Source organism: Ruegeria sp. BF6, assembly GCF_056538665.1.
Genome location: NZ_JBQFTN010000003.1, coordinates 292,131 through 307,415, shown reverse-complemented (window position 1 = coordinate 307,415; position 15,285 = coordinate 292,131). Strand labels below are relative to the sequence as shown.

At 62.2% G+C, this 15,285-nt stretch carries 12 protein-coding genes; 5 read left to right on the top strand and 7 right to left on the bottom strand.

From position 1 onward, the window contains the following. Window positions 1–122: 122 nt before the first annotated feature. The 3 genes from ACR0IM_RS11905 (at window position 123) to yaaA (ending at window position 3,332) form a co-directional block, all read left to right on the top strand. Window positions 123–410: a YggT family protein gene (locus ACR0IM_RS11905; RefSeq protein ID WP_170329719.1), complete on the top strand. Its 288-nt coding sequence runs from the start codon at window positions 123–125 to the stop codon at window positions 408–410. A gap of 78 nt (window positions 411–488) precedes the next feature. After that, window positions 489–2,528 carry a DNA helicase RecQ gene (recQ, locus tag ACR0IM_RS11900; RefSeq protein WP_480682023.1) on the top strand — a complete coding sequence of 680 codons (2,040 nt, stop codon included), beginning with the start codon at window positions 489–491 and terminating at the stop codon, window positions 2,526–2,528. A 33-nt stretch (window positions 2,529–2,561) separates the two neighbouring features. After that, the gene (yaaA, locus tag ACR0IM_RS11895; RefSeq protein ID WP_480641240.1) at window positions 2,562–3,332 is read left to right on the top strand and encodes a peroxide stress protein YaaA; all 771 of its coding nucleotides are present in this window, start codon (window positions 2,562–2,564) and stop codon (window positions 3,330–3,332) included. On the opposite strand, the gene ACR0IM_RS11890 is transcribed toward yaaA, so the two are convergent. Beyond that, window positions 3,323–3,781 carry a VOC family protein gene (locus ACR0IM_RS11890; RefSeq protein ID WP_480682022.1) on the bottom strand — a complete coding sequence of 153 codons (459 nt, stop codon included), beginning with the start codon at window positions 3,779–3,781 and terminating at the stop codon, window positions 3,323–3,325. The genes yaaA and ACR0IM_RS11890 overlap by 10 nt on opposite strands. 9 nt (window positions 3,782–3,790) lie before the next feature. Then, window positions 3,791–5,998: a response regulator gene (locus tag ACR0IM_RS11885; protein ID WP_480682021.1), complete on the bottom strand. Its 2,208-nt coding sequence runs from the start codon at window positions 5,996–5,998 to the stop codon at window positions 3,791–3,793. Between the two features lie 115 nt (window positions 5,999–6,113). On the opposite strand from ACR0IM_RS11885, the gene ACR0IM_RS11880 reads away from it, so the two are divergent. Further along, window positions 6,114–6,965 (top strand): 2-keto-4-pentenoate hydratase, encoded by an 852-nt coding sequence (locus ACR0IM_RS11880; RefSeq protein ID WP_480641243.1) that lies wholly within the window; start codon window positions 6,114–6,116, stop codon window positions 6,963–6,965. Here ACR0IM_RS11880 and ACR0IM_RS11875 read toward each other — a convergent pair whose 3' ends face one another. Genes ACR0IM_RS11875 through ACR0IM_RS11860 form a run of 4 tightly spaced genes read right to left on the bottom strand, consistent with a single transcriptional unit; the run spans window position 6,966 to window position 13,643 of the window. Continuing rightward, on the bottom strand, window positions 6,966–9,008 hold the full coding sequence (locus ACR0IM_RS11875) for a hypothetical protein (protein ID WP_480682020.1): 2,043 nt from the start codon (window positions 9,006–9,008) through the stop codon (window positions 6,966–6,968). Next, a complete protein-coding gene (locus tag ACR0IM_RS11870) occupies window positions 9,005–11,767 on the bottom strand; it encodes a DUF4159 domain-containing protein (protein WP_480682019.1) in 2,763 nt (920 codons plus the stop codon). Before ACR0IM_RS11870 ends, ACR0IM_RS11875 begins: the two co-directional genes overlap by 4 nt. Next, window positions 11,764–12,639: a DUF58 domain-containing protein gene (locus tag ACR0IM_RS11865; RefSeq protein WP_480641246.1), complete on the bottom strand. Its 876-nt coding sequence runs from the start codon at window positions 12,637–12,639 to the stop codon at window positions 11,764–11,766. The genes ACR0IM_RS11870 and ACR0IM_RS11865 overlap by 4 nt, the downstream gene beginning before the upstream one ends. Next, the gene (locus tag ACR0IM_RS11860; protein ID WP_480682018.1) at window positions 12,636–13,643 is read right to left on the bottom strand and encodes an AAA family ATPase; all 1,008 of its coding nucleotides are present in this window, start codon (window positions 13,641–13,643) and stop codon (window positions 12,636–12,638) included. Before ACR0IM_RS11860 ends, ACR0IM_RS11865 begins: the two co-directional genes overlap by 4 nt. A 64-nt stretch (window positions 13,644–13,707) precedes the next feature. Between ACR0IM_RS11860 and ACR0IM_RS11855 the strand changes: the two genes are divergently transcribed. Further along, window positions 13,708–14,286, top strand: coding sequence for a DUF1285 domain-containing protein (locus ACR0IM_RS11855; protein WP_480592310.1), 579 nt, complete (start codon window positions 13,708–13,710; stop codon window positions 14,284–14,286). Here ACR0IM_RS11855 and ACR0IM_RS11850 read toward each other — a convergent pair. After that, window positions 14,283–15,224: a DMT family transporter gene (locus ACR0IM_RS11850; RefSeq protein ID WP_480592307.1), complete on the bottom strand. Its 942-nt coding sequence runs from the start codon at window positions 15,222–15,224 to the stop codon at window positions 14,283–14,285. The two genes, ACR0IM_RS11855 and ACR0IM_RS11850, sit on opposite strands and share 4 nt — an antisense overlap. Window positions 15,225–15,285 lie beyond the last annotated feature (61 nt).

Sequence of the window (15,285 nt, the reverse complement as noted above, 5' to 3'; positions counted from 1 at the left end):
CTGATTATCGTTGCGTTCATAAGACGGGGCTTTGCCCCGTTTCGCAAGCGTTCTGTTGGCGCGGGCTTGCTCTTTGATGCGGGGGCGCTTAGGTCTCGTCAGACGAGTATTCTGGAGGCCCCATGCTGTCGCTGATCCAAATTCTGCTGCTGATCCTGGACATTGTCTGGTTCATCATCCTGGCCCATGTGATCATGAGCTGGCTGATCAACTTTCAGGTGCTCAACCTGCATCAACAGCTGGTCGCGCAAATCTGGTACGGCCTCAACCGGATATTAGAGCCTATATATGGCCCGATCCGCCGCTTTCTGCCCGCGATGGGCGGGCTGGACCTGACGCCTCTGGTGGTGCTGGTTGGCGTTTACGCGCTGCGGATCATTCTGATCAACAATATGGTCTATTTCGTCTGACCTCTTGTTCACCGAATCTTAGTATGTGATTGTCCTGTCTTAAGAGCAGATAAACCTTAAAACAGGGCAACCCCGCACATGTTCGACGCCGCACCAATGCTGCGAGATGTCTTTGGATTCGACGATTTCCGACCCGGTCAGGAAGAGATTGTCGACGCCGTGACCGCAGGCGAAAACGTGCTGGCGATCATGCCGACCGGCGGTGGTAAATCCCTGTGTTATCAGTTACCTGCCCTGTTGCGCGACGGGGTGACCGTAGTGATCTCACCGCTGATCGCCTTGATGCGCGATCAGGTGCGAGGGTTGCAGGAAGCTGGCGTTGAGGCCGGGGCGCTGACCTCGGGCAATACTCCCGAAGAGACCGATGCGGTGTGGGAGGCGTTGGAGGCCGGGCGGCTGAAACTCCTCTACATGGCCCCCGAACGTCTGGCCGCCGGGTCAGCGCTGGGGATGCTGCGCCGGATCAATGTCAGCCTGATCGCCGTGGACGAAGCCCATTGCGTCAGCCAATGGGGCCATGATTTCCGCCCTGATTATTTGCGGATCGGAGAGTTGCGGCGGGCGCTGAGTGTACCTCTGGCCGCTTTCACTGCAACGGCGGATGCGGAAACGCAGGATGAGATCGTCGAAAAGCTGTTCGACGGCACTGCGCCACGCAAGTTTCTGCGCGGATTCGACCGGCCAAACATCCATCTGGCCTTTGCCGCAAAGGATGGTCCACGCAAGCAGATTCTCGACTTCGCCGCCGCCCGCAAAGGGCAATCGGGCATCGTCTATTGCGGCACCCGCAACAAGACCGAGGTGCTGGCCCAGGCCCTGCGCGCCGAAGGCCACGTGACATGTCACTATCACGGTGGGATGGATCCCGAAGACCGCCGTATCGTTGAGGCCCGTTTCGCTCGCGAGGACGGGTTGATCGTCGTAGCCACTGTGGCGTTCGGCATGGGCATCGACAAACCCGATATCCGTTGGGTTGCCCACGCGGACCTGCCCAAATCCATCGAAGCTTACTATCAGGAAATCGGCCGTGCTGGGCGCGACGGCGGACCCGCCGAAACCCTCACCCTGTTCGGCCCCGATGACATCCGCCTGCGCCGGTCGCAAATCGACGAGGGGCTCGCCCCGCCCGAACGCCGCATGGCCGACCACGCAAGGCTGAACGCTCTGCTGGGATTGGCTGAGGCGTTGGAATGCCGCCGTCAGACTCTGTTGGGCTATTTCGGTGAACAGGCCGAACCCTGCGGAAAATGCGATCTGTGTGACACCCCTCCTGAAGTGTTCGACGGCACCACCCCGGTCCGCATGGCCCTGTCCGCGATCCTGCGGACCGAGGAATGGTTCGGCGCAGGCCATCTGATCGACATTCTGTCGGGTAATGAAACCGACAAGATCCGCGCGCGCCGTCATGACAGCCTGTCCACCTGGGGCATCGGCAAGGACTGGTCGCGCCCGCAATGGCAGGCGATCTTCCGGCAGATGATGGGTCACGATCTGGTGCGCCCGGACCCCGAACGCCACGGTGCCCTGCGCATGACCGAGGCCGCCAAGCCGATCCTGAAAGGCGAAGCCCAGATCAACCTGCGCAAGGACACAATCCGAAAGGCCACCCGCCGACCTGCCGTTAAAATGATGGTGTCCGAAGAAGACGCGCCGCTGCTGAGCGCGCTCAAGGCCAAACGCCGCGCGTTGGCAGAAAGCGCGCGCGTGCCGGCCTATGTCATTTTCCCTGACCGCACCCTGATCGAAATGGCAGAAAACCGGCCCGTAACGCTGGATGATATGGCCCGCATCGGTGGCGTCGGCGCGAAAAAGCTGGAACGCTATGGCGATACCTTCCTTGAAGTGGTCGCCGGTGCCGTCGAGGCCGTGCACCCCGCCCGCCGCAAGCTGGCCGGGCGCGATCAGGGCGAGATTTACGACCGGCTGCTTGAGGTTCAATCGCAACTGTCGCGCGGCCCCGACGGGATCGACAAACCGCTGACCTGCTCGGCTTCGCAACTGGCCAAGGTCGCGCAGTTGCGGCCCGACGATCCACGCGGGTTGGAACAGGTTCTGGGCGACCGCCGTCACGAAAGGTTCGGCGCCGCGTTTCTGGACGTGTTGCAACAGGCGAGCTAGATACCGCGGGACAGGCAAGAAACGAGGGCGGATATGCTGGTAGTGATTTCCCCGGCCAAACGGCTGGACTGGGCAGAGCAGGACGTCGAGGTCACGCAGCCCGACTTTCAAGACGACGCGATCCGGCTGTCCAAAACCGCCCGCAACCTGACGCTGGCTGATCTGAAGAAACTGATGGACCTGAGCGATGATTTGGCGCGCCTGAACCGCGACCGGTACCGCGCTTTTTCCGATACCCCTGAAGCGTATGTGACCCGTCCCGCCGCGCTGGCCTTTGCGGGCGATACCTATCAGGGGTTGGAAGCGGCGTCACTGGACGCGGATGAAATGGCCTGGGCACAGGATCACCTTCGTATTCTGTCCGGCCTATACGGCGTACTGCGCCCGCTGGACGCGATACAGGCGTATCGGCTTGAAATGGGCAGCAGGCTGAAAACCCGGCGCGGCAAGAACCTGTACGAATACTGGCGCGATCAACTGAGCAAGGCGCTGAACGCGCAAGGGGCCGTGGTCAACTCGGATGTTCTGGTGAACTGCGCCAGTCAGGAGTATTTCGGCGCGGTCGATGCGAAGGCACTGAAACTGCGGGTGATCACGCCGGTCTTCATGGAAGACAAGGCAGGCACCCCCAAGATCGTCAGCTTCTTTGCCAAGAAGGCGCGCGGTGCCATGGCGCGCCACATCATCCAACACCGCCTGACCGATCCCAAGAGCCTGCTGGATTTCGACACCGGAGGATATGAATATCGCCCCGAGCTGTCGGAAGACGACAAACCCGTCTTCGTACGCCCCTATCAGGCCTGATCCAGCATCGACGGGTCAAAGGCGACCAATTCGACCGTATTGCCCTCGGGGTCTTCAGTGAAAATGCCGCGCCATCCGATCCAGCCAAACTGTTCGACGCGGTAAGGTTGGCCGATCTTGTCATACCAGCGCATCACAGCCGCTTGCTCATCGAAAGGCAGGGAAAGCGCGATGTGATGCAGCGACGATCCGGCACCGGTCGTGGGCTTGTCTGCACCGGTGGGGTGCAGCCCGGGCCGCGGGGCGGCCATGTGATGGAATAGGGCCAGCACTTGCGTGTGCCCGCCAAACCCTTCGGCGATGCGAAAAAAGGTGATGGCGCTGTTGTGGTCACCGGTCAGGCGCTCCAACCCGATCACGTTTTCATAAAACTCAACCATTACGCCCATATCCGCGCAACGAATGGCAATCTCGCCCAAAGCACGGGGGTGAAATCCACGGTCTGACATGGCATCAGGCTAGCTGGCCGTTGCGTCTTCGGCAATGATGGGTAAGGCTTCCTCGGGCTGATGATCCAGGATCATCCGATGGATTTTCAGTTTCTGCAGCGGTTTGGTCAGATAATGATCCAGCCCCGCCGCCAGGATACCCTGATCATCCCCGGCCATGGCATGAGCGGTCAGAGCCACTATCGGCACATGCCGCCCTGTTGCGATCTCACGCCGCCGGATTTCTGCCGTGGCCTGTTTGCCATCCATCCTGGGCATCGAGATATCCATGAATATCAGGTCCGGATCGAAATCCTGATGCCTGTCCAACGCCTCGACCCCGTTGCCCGCGAATTGCAGGTTGATGTTCAGATCCTTGACCATCTTTTGCAAGATCAGCTGATTGGTCCGGTTGTCCTCTGCCGCCAGAACGCGCATCTGCCGTTGACGTTCGCCGGGCTGCGCAGGCGGGGTCTTAGGTACCTCCGGCCCCAAGTCCGGCAAAGCAGAGGCCCGTCCCAGCATGGCCAGGCGCGAATACAGTTCGGCCCGGGGGATGGGTTTCTGCAACACCCCCTCGATCAAATGACGCACCGGGTTTGCGTGGATGACCCCCGGATTGGCCGACATCACCACCACCGGCAAATCGCCCCATCCCCTGCCCTTGAGCGTGGCCGCCAGTTCCAGCCCGTCCATATCCGGCAGATCGTGATCGCACAGCAGCAGATCCACACTTCCATCGACGGCGGCCAGCGCTTCACTGCCTGAAGCGCAGACGGTGACCCGCGACCCCAACCGCCCCAGCTGCTTTGACAGAATGGCCCGGTTCACCGCCAGATCCTCGACCACGATCACATGGCGCAAACGGCCCGCAAGGTCGGGTGGTGTGGGCTGAGGCCCCTCGACTGTGGGCAAGGAGATACGGAAGCCGAAACACGATCCCTGCCCCGGGTCGCTTTCGACCCAGACCGTGCCCCCCATCAGCGCGACCAGACGTTTGGTGATGGCCAGCCCCAGCCCGGTGCCCTCAAATTCGCGGTTTTTCGCGTCTTCGACCTGATTGAATTCACCAAAGATGTGCCCGATCTTGTCGGCCTCGATACCGATACCGGTATCTTCGATCGCCACGTGGATATCGCAGGTATTCATGTCTGCATTCGGCACCCCGGTCACACGGATCAACACGTGCCCCTCGGAGGTGAACTTGACCGCGTTGCCCACCAGATTGGTCAGCACCTGCCGAACGCGGCCTGGATCGCCCACAAACAGGGTCGGCAAGAACAGGTCATAGTCGACCAGCAGCGACATCCCCTTGTCGCGCACGCTGGGTTGCAACAGCATCACGACTTCAAGAATGCAGCGTTCGAAATCGAACTGCTCGGGGTGCAGGATCAGCTTGTCGGCCTCGATCTTCGAGTAATCCAGCACGTCGTTGATGATCACCAGCAGCGCCTCGCCCGAATTGCGGATGGTGTTGAGATACTGGCGCTGCTCCTCGTCCAGCGGGGTTTCCGACATCAGCTCGGTCATTCCGACAATGCCGTTCATCGGCGTTCTGATTTCGTGGCTCATATTGGCCAGAAAGGCGGATTTGGCCCGGTTTGCGGCCTCGGCCCGTTTGCGCGCGGCGTTCAGTTCAGCCTCGTGCCGGACCGAGGCGGTGATGTTCAGGCCCAGGCTGACCACATCGCCGCCGTTGCCGCGCTGGTCGATCATCTTGAAATACTCACCATTCCACAGCTTGACCACCACCGAATCCGGTTGCGGCTGCGCCCAACGGTCCAGCATTCTGGCCTGCCAATCCGCCGCCGTCTCAGCGCCGGTGTCGATCAACCCTTCATCGGTCAGTATCTCAAGAATGCGCCCATAGGATATCCCCGGCTCCACTTCATCCAGCCCGTCAAACAGGCTGAAGTATGTCGCGTTGGCCCCGATCAGGCGGTTTTCATGGTCAAAGAAGGCAAAACCGTCCTGAATGGTCTGCATCGAATGCCACAGGCGGCGCTCGGCTACCTCGATCTTGGCGTTGGCTTCTGTCAGGTCGGATTTGACCTTTTCATTCTCATCCCGGACAGTTTCAACCTCGGCCTGGGTTTCGTCGATGCGTTTGGTCAGCGCCATTGCGTGCAGGCCCAGTTGGCGATTGGCTGCCGAAAGCTCGGCCTGTTTCATCGCCAGCAGACGTTCGGCCGCCAATCGCGCGCGCCGTTCCTGTGCCAGTTTGTTTGCAAGACTCATCTTTGGTGATCCCGGACCATTGCGCGACCAGCATCCGCGCAGAGCGTGAAAAAGTGTTTAAGCAGTTGCCCGATCCGCGCGCCCCATGTCAGAGTTTTGAAAACCGGAGGTTCCTATGCGTTTTGTTCTTTCTACTGCAGCAGCTTGCGCACTTACCTGTTTTGCATCGTCAGCAGCGGGTAATTGCGCCACGGATGCTCAGGTGGATCAGTATGTGCAGGACTATCTGGCCAATACGCCCACGTCTGCCCTGTCCGTCGGTGGCAGTATGGAGGACGCGCTGTGCACCCAGATCAAACTTGTGTCCGCGTTAGAGCCACATATGGGTCCGGTCATCGGCTACAAGGCAGGCCTGACCAGCGCCCCGGCACAAGAACGGTTCGGCGCCGCCGAACCGGTTCAGGGCGTCCTGTTCCGCGATATGATGCTGGAGGACGGGGCAACGGTACCGATCACATGGGGCGCCCGTCCGGTGTTCGAGGCCGATCTGATTCTGGTCGTCGGGGACGCGGGCATCAATCAGGCCACCACACCCGCCGAGGTCATGCAGAACATCTCGGCGATCCGCCCCTTCATCGAGCTGCCTGACCTGACGCTGGCCGAGGGCGAACCGATCACCCCGGTGACCCTGACCGCCATCGCGGTTGCGCCAAAACTGGGCGTGGTAGGGTCTGAAATCCCGGTTTCTGACCCTGCAGCGATGACGCAGGCGCTGGCGGACATGGCCGTCACGCTCAGCGCTGCGGATGGAGAGGTTCTGGCACAAGCCTCCGGCGCAGCAGTTCTGGGCCATCCGGCGAATGCCGCTCTGTGGCTGATGTCGAAAGGTATCGAGTTTCAGCCCGGAGATCTTATATCGGTCGGGTCTTTCGGGCCGCTTGTGCCCCCGGCAAAGGGCAAGGGCGGGGCATCGGCCACCTATACCGGATTGCCCGGCAATCCCACAATCAGCGTGGTGTTTGAGTAATCAGCGCCGCCCCTCGCGCAGCCAGCCAGCCAGCAGGAACCCTCCGGCCAGGACCAGGACCAGCCACGGCGGCAGCAGCCCGGCCTGCGTGACGTCACGCGTCTCATAGGCGTTGCGCGGGGTCAGGCCGATCCAACCGCGACCCGAGGCCGGACGCCCGGCGCGCACATTGCGGATCGCGGGCAACCCGTCCTCCAACCGCATCGCACCGCCGCGCAGCTCATCCAGCACGGGCTCCAGTATCTCTGCAGTGGCAATGGTGCGTTCAAATTCCTTCGGCGCGGCGGGGCCCAACCCGATTACCGCCATCTGTTCGCCCTCCTGCAGACGGTAAAGGCCTATCTCGGGCCCATAATATAGCGCCTCGAACCGGCCCGGAGACACTTCGTCCAGTATGACCTCAAGCGTTTCACCGTTGGGGCGAGTGATGGTCACTGGCCCGACCTCGTCTTCCAACGTCTGGCGGATGATGCGCATGACCTGCCCGTTGGCCTCGGCCCACAGGGCTTCTTCCTCCAGCTCGGGTTCTTTCATCATCCAATGGGCCAGACGACGCAGCAATTCCAACTGCGGCCCGCCACCTTCGAACCCCCGGCTCCATAGCCAGGCATGGTCCGAAGCCAGCAGCGCTACGCGCCCTTCGCCCACACGGTCCAACACCAGCAAGGGGCGTTCGTCCACGCCGGTCATCAACAGCTCACCGGTCCGGTGGTTCACGTCGATCTGACGCAGCCATGCGCCCCAATCCTCGGAATCGCCCAGATTGGTTGTCACCGGATGGCGGTGCCCCAGATCAGTGACCATGGGCACAAAGCGTTCCTCGATCACCCGCGCCGTGGGCTGTGCGGGCAATATTGGCGCCAGAGGTGAGCGGAAGATACTGTCAGCGCTGGCGAAATCCGGCCCGGCAGCAATCAGCACCGCGCCGCCTTCGTTGATGTAGTTGGTGACGTTGTCCAGATAGATCGCAGGCAGGATGCCGCGCCGCTTGTAGCGGTCAAAAATGATCAGGTCGAAATCGTTGATCTTTTCCAGAAACAGCTCGCGCGTGGGGAAGGCGATCAGCGACAGTTCGTCCACCGGCACGCCGTCCTGTTTTTCGGGCGGGCGCAGAATGGTGAAATGCACCAGATCGACCGAGCTGTCGGATTTCAGCAGGTTGCGCCATGTCCGCCCGCCAGGGTGCGGCTCACCCGAGACCAGCAGCACCCGCAGCCGGTCGCGCACGCCGTTCATCTGGATCAGCGCGGTGTTGTTGCGGTCGGTCAGTTCCCCCTCGGCCTGCGGCACGGTGAACTGGATGACGTTGCGGCCGCCATGGGGCAGCGTGATGGGCAGTTCGACATCAATGCCGATGGGGATATTCAACTGCTCGGGCTCGGCCCCGTCGACCGACAGCTCAAGCGGCGCGGTCACTGCACCCGCAGGCGCGGCCCCGCTGTCCTCGACACGCAGGGTCAGGGTCACAGGTTCGCCGATGATGGCAAAGGCAGGTGCGTTGCGAACGATCAGGCGGCGGTCCCAGTCGCTGTCGCGCCCGGTTTGCAGCAAGTGCAGCGGCGCGGGCAACTCAGGCGCCTGATCGACGTCATGCACGATGCCGTCTGACACCACCAGAATACCCGCGATCCGGGCGCGCGGCTCCTCGGCCAGCGCCTCGTTCAGCGCGGCCATGACCTGCGTACCTTCGTCGCCGTTGCCGTCACCCACCTTGATCCGGCGCAATTCGGTGTTGTCGCGGGAGTCGATCTCGGCAGCCAGATCCTCGGCTGCCTGCGCCGTCTGCTCGGCCCGGTCCGAGAGCGTCTGGCTGGCGCTTTCATCCTCGATCATCAGCACGATGTCGGTCAGCGGTGCGCGGTCTTCGACCTGATAAACCGGCCCCGCCAGCGCTGCGATAACAATCAACGCCGCCAGCCCGCGCAAGGCCCAGCCGGACAGGCCGCGCCACAGTGCCAACAGAACGCCAGCGATCGCAATCGCGGCAACGGTGACCAGAATTGGCCAAGGGATCAGCGGATCGAATATGACGGTTCCGGTCATTGTCCCAACCTGTCCAAAAGCGCAGGCACGTGGACCTGATCGGATTTGTAGTTCCCGGTCAGCACATGCATCACCAGATTGACGCCAAAGCGATTGGCCAGCTCGCGCTGACGCTCGCCAGCATAGCCGCGCCCCACCGGCAGCAGAGCCTGCCCGTTGCGGTCCACCGCCCAGGCCGAGGCCCAGTCGTTGCCGCCGATCACCACCGGGGTCACGTTGTCATTGAGGTTGCGGAAGGGCATCCCTTCGATCTGTTCCGCATCCATCGGCGCAGCTTCGACCCACACGTCGGTGCCTGCATAACGTCCCGGAAAATCTTGCAGCAGATAGAATGCGCGGGTTAGCACATGGTCGCGCGGGATGGGTTCTAGAGAAGGAATATTCAACGGTCCGGCCAGTTGTTGCAGCTTGCGCCCATTGGGGCTGGCGGCGCCGAACCGCGCCACATCCGCATCCCGCGTGTCGAACAGAATCATACCGCCCGAGCGCAGATAGGCATTGAGTTTGGCATAGGCCTCGGCCGAGGGCTGCGGCTGGTCCGGTGTAATCGGCCAGTAAAGCAGCGGGAAAAACGCCAGCTCATCGCGTTCCAGATCGACCCCGATGGGTTCGATTGGCTCCACCGAAGTACGATAGAAAAGCGTTTGCGACAGGCCCCGCATCCCCGCGCGTGCCACGTCGTCGACCTGCGCATTGCCCGTCAGCACATGGGCCAGCACCAGTTCCTGCGTAGCGTTCAGGGCAAACTCGGTCTCTTCCGGCGTCTGCGCCTGCGCCTCGGGCACCAGCAGTACCGCACTTAGCGCAACAGCCGCTGCTTTGGCCAGACCAAGGCGGCCCGACAAGGCCAGCGAGGCAATCACGTCCACGGTCAGCAGCAGCAGCGCAAGGCTAAGCAGCATACCCCCGATGGGTGTCTCATTGGTCACCTCCTGCCCCTTGATCGGCACATCCGAGGGCCAGGTCAGCGGGTTCAGCACCGCATCCTCTGACAGGACATTCAACGCCAGCTTCTGTTTGCCGCTTTCGTACAAGCCGGGCTGCAAATCCGGGCCGATTGCGCCCGCGAGCAATTCGGTCCCTTCCACCCCGGCAAGGTTACCTGCATCCGACAAGGTGCCGAACCCGTCCATGACTTGTATCGGCTCCCACGTGGTGCCCTGCAGTTGGGCCTCCTGCCGGGATTTGGCCGCCGAAGCCACGGCCAGACGATCCAACATTTCAACGAACAGGCCAGACAGCGGCAGGCTGGACCATTCCGCATCTGCGGTCACGTGGAACAGCACCACCTGACCCAGACCCAGCGCCTTGCGTGTGACCAGAGGCGTGCCGTCCGACAGCGACGCAATGACACGATCCGCCAGATTAGGGTCTGGTTGTGCCATGACCTGCGTGGTGACCGTGACATCGTCGGGCACCTGCAAACCGTAGAAAGGCGAGTTTTCCGGGAAAGGTGCCAGCCCCTTGGCCTCGCCCCAACTCATCGCGCCGCCGACCGAGCGGCCACCGCTGCGCAGGCGGACAGGCAGCAAGGTATCCTCGGCGTCTCGGCCCATATCGCTGGCGGCCATGCGCGGCCCGGCAAAGCGCAGCAGCAACCCGCCCTGTTCCACCCATTCAACTAGGGCGGCCTGTTCACCATCGGACAGTTTCGCCACATCGGCCAGAACGATCACATCCGGGTTGGCGGGCAGAACCTCGAGCAACCCGCCTTCGACGAAATCCGCCGTGGGTTTCAGAACCTGCGTCAGGTAATGCAATGGAGAGAGAAGCTCCAGCCCCTCGCGGTTCAGGGCTCCGGCGATCAGGGCGACCTCGCGCCGACGCAAGCTGTCATCAGTCAGCGTCACCGCTCCGGCCGAACGCTGGCCTTGGATCTCGAACCGGGTGATCCGGGCGCGCAGTTCGGATGGCAGCGCCAGATCCACCCGCGCCAGTGTTTCTCCGCCGGGGAATTCCATCTCGGTCGACTGCAGAACACGCATCGCACCCGCCGGATCACGGCCCTGCGCCAGCACGGTGATACTGTCGGCCAGCCCCGGCGCCGCACGTTGTGCGGTCAGTTGAATCACTCCATCCTGATAAGCGGCAGGCAATATCGCAACCACCGGTGCCGCGGATTGATACACGGTCACCGCGCCCCGCTCTTGCAACGCCGCCAGAATCCGACCGTGGCCCTCATAAGCCACACGGTCGCTGAACCAATGGGTATCAAACCCTCCGTCCAACTGATCCAGCACGGCCAGAGCCTGATCGATCTGTGTTTCGGTGGGTTGCCACGGGGTCGGCGTCAGGCCCGGCAGACGCCCGCGCCATGCCTCAGCCGCCTGAAACACCGGCGTTTCGGGTTCGGTCAGGCGCAGGATGGCTACGGTACGCCCCGACCGCCCGGCCTCGGTCAGTTGCACGTCAACCTGATCCAGCGTTGACGACCACCGCGTTGCCCCCGCCCAGCTGGCGTCCAGCACCAGCAGCAAAGGCCCCGTCCCGGTTTCATCCCGCGAGGGGTTCAGGACCGGTCCGGCCAGCCCGATGATGATCGCCGCCGCCGCCAGCATCCGCAGCAGCATCAGCCACCACGGGGTGCGGTCCGAAACGCTTTCGTCATCCTTAAGCCCCAGCAGCAGCGTCACCGCCGGGAAAAGGCGGCGGATCGGTGCGGGCGGCACGGCGCGCAGGATCAGCCACAGGATCGGCAGGGTCAGTAAACCCAGCAGCACCCATGGGGCGGTAAAGCCGATGCCCGCCAGAACCGTCATCGCGTGCCCCCGTCCAAGGCCCGATAGAGCCACAACAATGCCGCTTGTGCGCTGTCACCGGTATGGTGCAGACCCAGCTGCCAACCGGTTGCGCGGCACAGCTGCGTCAGCGCATCCTTGCGTTTGGCGAGGCGCTCCAGATAGCGGACGCGCAGGTCTCCGGCCTTGAGGGTTTCATGCCGGACCGAACCGCCAACGCTTTCAAAGATCGTTCGGCCACGATAGGGAAAGGTCTCTTCGCCCGGATCGAGAACCTGCAGCAGCACGCCCCGGACACCCCGGTCGGCGGCTTTGGTCAGGGCCAGTTCGACCTCATCCAAGGGGCCGAGGAAATCGGATATGAACACGGCGCGGGCATGCGGGATCATGGCGCGGTGTTCGGGTGGGGTATAGTCGGTGTCGGAATCCTCGGACCAGGCCTGCGCCAGTCGGATGACCTGCGCATTGCCGCGCCGGGGCGGCAGGGTGGTGCCGGTTAGGCCGACCCGCTCGCCGCCACGCACCAGCAGGATGGCCGTGGACAGGCCCAGTAGCCGCGCGCGGTCAGCCTTGGTGGGCAGTGACTTATCAGAGGCAAACCGCATCGACGCGCCCTGATCGACCCACAGCATCACCGATTGCGCAATCTGCCATTCCCGTTCGCGCACAAATTGCTGATCCCCGCGGGCCGAACGCCTGTGATCGATCATCCGGCGGCTGTCACCGATCTGTGCCGGGCGGTATTGCCAGAAATCATCACCAAGCCCCGAACGTCTACGCCCGTGGTCGCCCAGCAACACCGTTCCGGCCAGATGTTCAGCCCGCGCCAACAGGGGCGGCAGCCGGGACGCCTCGGCCTCGGATCTTTCGCGAAGGGTCAGCGCGGCATTCACGCCGCGGCCTCGGTGCGGATTAGCCCGGTAGCGGTAGAATCGATCAGATCGGCCAGGCTGTCACCGCGCGCGCGCGCCGCGAAGTTGAGCGCCATCCGGTGGCTGAGCACCGGACGCGCCATGTCCAGCACATCCTCGGCATTCGGGGCCAGTCGCCCCTGCAACATTGCCCGCGCTCGCACCGTCATCATCAGCGCCTGCGCCGCACGGGGGCCGGGGCCCCAGGCAACAGTCTCGGCCACACGTTCGGACGCGCCCGCCTCTTCGGGGCGGAAGGCGCGGACCAGATCAAGGATCAGCTCCACAACCGACTCTCCCACCGGCATCCGGCGCAACAACACCTGTGCGGCCAACAGTTCCTCTTTGGTGAAAATCTCGTGCGCTTCTTCCTCTTCGACGCCCGTGGTCGCCAACAGGATATCGCGTTCGGTCTGGCGATCCGGGTAGTCCACATCGATTTGCACCAGAAACCGGTCCAGCTGCGCCTCGGGCAGCGGATAGGTGCCCTCCTGTTCGATCGGGTTCTGCGTGGCCAGCACGTGGAAAGGTTCACCCAGCGAGCGATCTTCACCCGCTACGGTCACGGTGCGTTCCTGCATCGCCTGCAGAAGCGCCGACTGGGTACGGGGGCTGGCACGGTTGATCTCGTCCGCCATCAGCAGTTGACAGAAGATCGGGCCGGAGATGAACCGGAAATGGCGACTGCCGTCTTCGGCGGTGTCCAAAACCTCGGACCCCAGAATATCGGCAGGCATCAGGTCGGGCGTGAACTGAATGCGATTTCCGTGCAGCCCCATCACAGTTGACAGGGTTTCGACCAGCCGCGTCTTGCCCAGACCCGGCAGACCGATCAACAAAGCGTGACCACCACAAAGCAATGCGGCCAGGGTCAGCTCCACGACCCTTTCCTGCCCGATAAAGCGTCGGGTGATCGAGGCCTTGGCCTCTTGCAACTTGTTTTCCAGCGCTTCGATCTCGGACACGAGGTCGGCAGGTTCGGTCATGACTTTCCCTTCCGTGGACTATTATGATTGAAGTGTATCGCGCTGAGAGGAAATGGCAAAAGCAATGAGCGGACAAAAACCTGTGACACCTTCACCTGATGGCCTTGCCGCATCAGTCAAAGCGGCCAAAACCAGGGGATTGCCCCCCGTTCACCTGTGGAATCCTCCGTTTTGCGGCGATCTGGACATCCGGATCGCAAAAGATGGTACTTGGAGTTATCTAGGCTCGCCCATCAACCGGTTCGAGCTTGTGAAGCTTTTTTCTTCAATTCTTAAGAAAGAAGATGGGAAATACTATCTGGTGACTCCGGTCGAAAAGGTGGGAATCACGGTCGAGGATGCCCCCTTTGTGGCCGTTGATTTCGACATCGAGGGCGAAGGTGAGGCCCAAAACCTGCGCTTTTCCACCCATGTCGGTGACACGGCGGTGGCCGGACCGGATCACCCAATCCGTATTGTCATCGACCCCGAAACAGATGAGCCTTCACCCTACATATTGGTTCGCGCAAACCTGGAGGCGCGGATCGACCGCAAGAGTTTCTATCGTCTCGTGGACATCGCCGAACACAGTGGCGATTGGTTCGGCGTGCGGTCCGGCGGGCAGTTTTATCCCCTCATCAAGTCCGATGACCTGCCGGATTAAGCGGGGTTTGCAACCTTGCGATCCTGCGCCAGCACAACCGCCACCGCAACGATCCCGGCGCCCAGCGCGCGGGTCCAGTTCCAATCGTCCCCCAGCACCAGCATGATCACCATCACGTAAAACGGCGCGATGTTGATATGGAACGAGGCCAGCGCCACCCCCAACCGTCCGACCGATGAGATGAACAGAACCTGGCTCACGCCCATCGCCACGAGCGCGTAGATCCCCAACATACCGATCTGCTGGACGTCAATCGGAGCGCTCGGCATGACCTCCAGCCCCAATTGACCGGCCCCGAAAAACAGCAGCAACGCAACCACCAGTCCACCCGCAAAGGTAATGGTGCTGCGCCCTGTCTGACTGAGTTCGGGAAAGTCCCGCGCGGTCGCCATACAGGCCCAACAGAACAACCCGGTGGACACGATGGCACAGGCCGCTCCTAACCCCAATTGCGCCGGTGCCACTGCACTGGTAGCGATCAGACCGCCAACAATCGAAACGATCACGCCGAAGGCAAAGTTCCACCGCAACCGCCGTGTTCCCGTCGCCAGCTCGATGAGCGTCGCAAACAGCGGCGCGCACGAGGCAATGATGGCCACGGTCACCGGATCGGTCATCTTTTGCGCCAGAATGATCAGGAACATGCCCGCGCCCAGCATTCCGCCAACAAATAACGCATGTCCCCAGCGCGCCCGCAAGACACGGTCCGACCCGTCGATAATGAACCAGATCGGCAGCATGACCGCCACCGCCAGCGCCAGCCGTGCGGCAAACAACGCGATCGGAGGCCAACTCTGCAGCAGCACTTCGGCCGCCGGGAACCCTGCTGCCCATGTCAACATCGAGGCGACGGCCAAACCATTGCCGGACAAAGCGGAATTGCCTCCAGCAGACACAGGGAGAGTGTTCCCGCGCACGGGGTCAGGACTCATTGCCATGGGGTTCTTACCTTCTGTTGGCACGGCGTCGTTGAAATGATTCGCCGTATAATTCGGAACG

Coding starts and splice junctions, on each gene's coding strand:
- ACR0IM_RS11880 (WP_480641243.1), top strand. CDS start 6,114: ATGCGTTTTGTTCTTTCTACTGCAGCAGCTTGCGCACTTACCTGTTTT.
- yaaA (WP_480641240.1), top strand. CDS start 2,562: ATGCTGGTAGTGATTTCCCCGGCCAAACGGCTGGACTGGGCAGAGCAG.
- ACR0IM_RS11890 (WP_480682022.1), bottom strand. CDS start 3,781: ATGTCAGACCGTGGATTTCACCCCCGTGCTTTGGGCGAGATTGCCATT.
- ACR0IM_RS11870 (WP_480682019.1), bottom strand. CDS start 11,767: ATGACGGTTCTGGCGGGCATCGGCTTTACCGCCCCATGGGTGCTGCTG.
- ACR0IM_RS11905 (WP_170329719.1), top strand. CDS start 123: ATGCTGTCGCTGATCCAAATTCTGCTGCTGATCCTGGACATTGTCTGG.
- ACR0IM_RS11850 (WP_480592307.1), bottom strand. CDS start 15,224: ATGGCAATGAGTCCTGACCCCGTGCGCGGGAACACTCTCCCTGTGTCT.
- ACR0IM_RS11875 (WP_480682020.1), bottom strand. CDS start 9,008: ATGACCGGAACCGTCATATTCGATCCGCTGATCCCTTGGCCAATTCTG.
- ACR0IM_RS11860 (WP_480682018.1), bottom strand. CDS start 13,643: ATGACCGAACCTGCCGACCTCGTGTCCGAGATCGAAGCGCTGGAAAAC.
- recQ (WP_480682023.1), top strand. CDS start 489: ATGTTCGACGCCGCACCAATGCTGCGAGATGTCTTTGGATTCGACGAT.
- ACR0IM_RS11885 (WP_480682021.1), bottom strand. CDS start 5,998: ATGAGTCTTGCAAACAAACTGGCACAGGAACGGCGCGCGCGATTGGCG.
- ACR0IM_RS11855 (WP_480592310.1), top strand. CDS start 13,708: ATGAGCGGACAAAAACCTGTGACACCTTCACCTGATGGCCTTGCCGCA.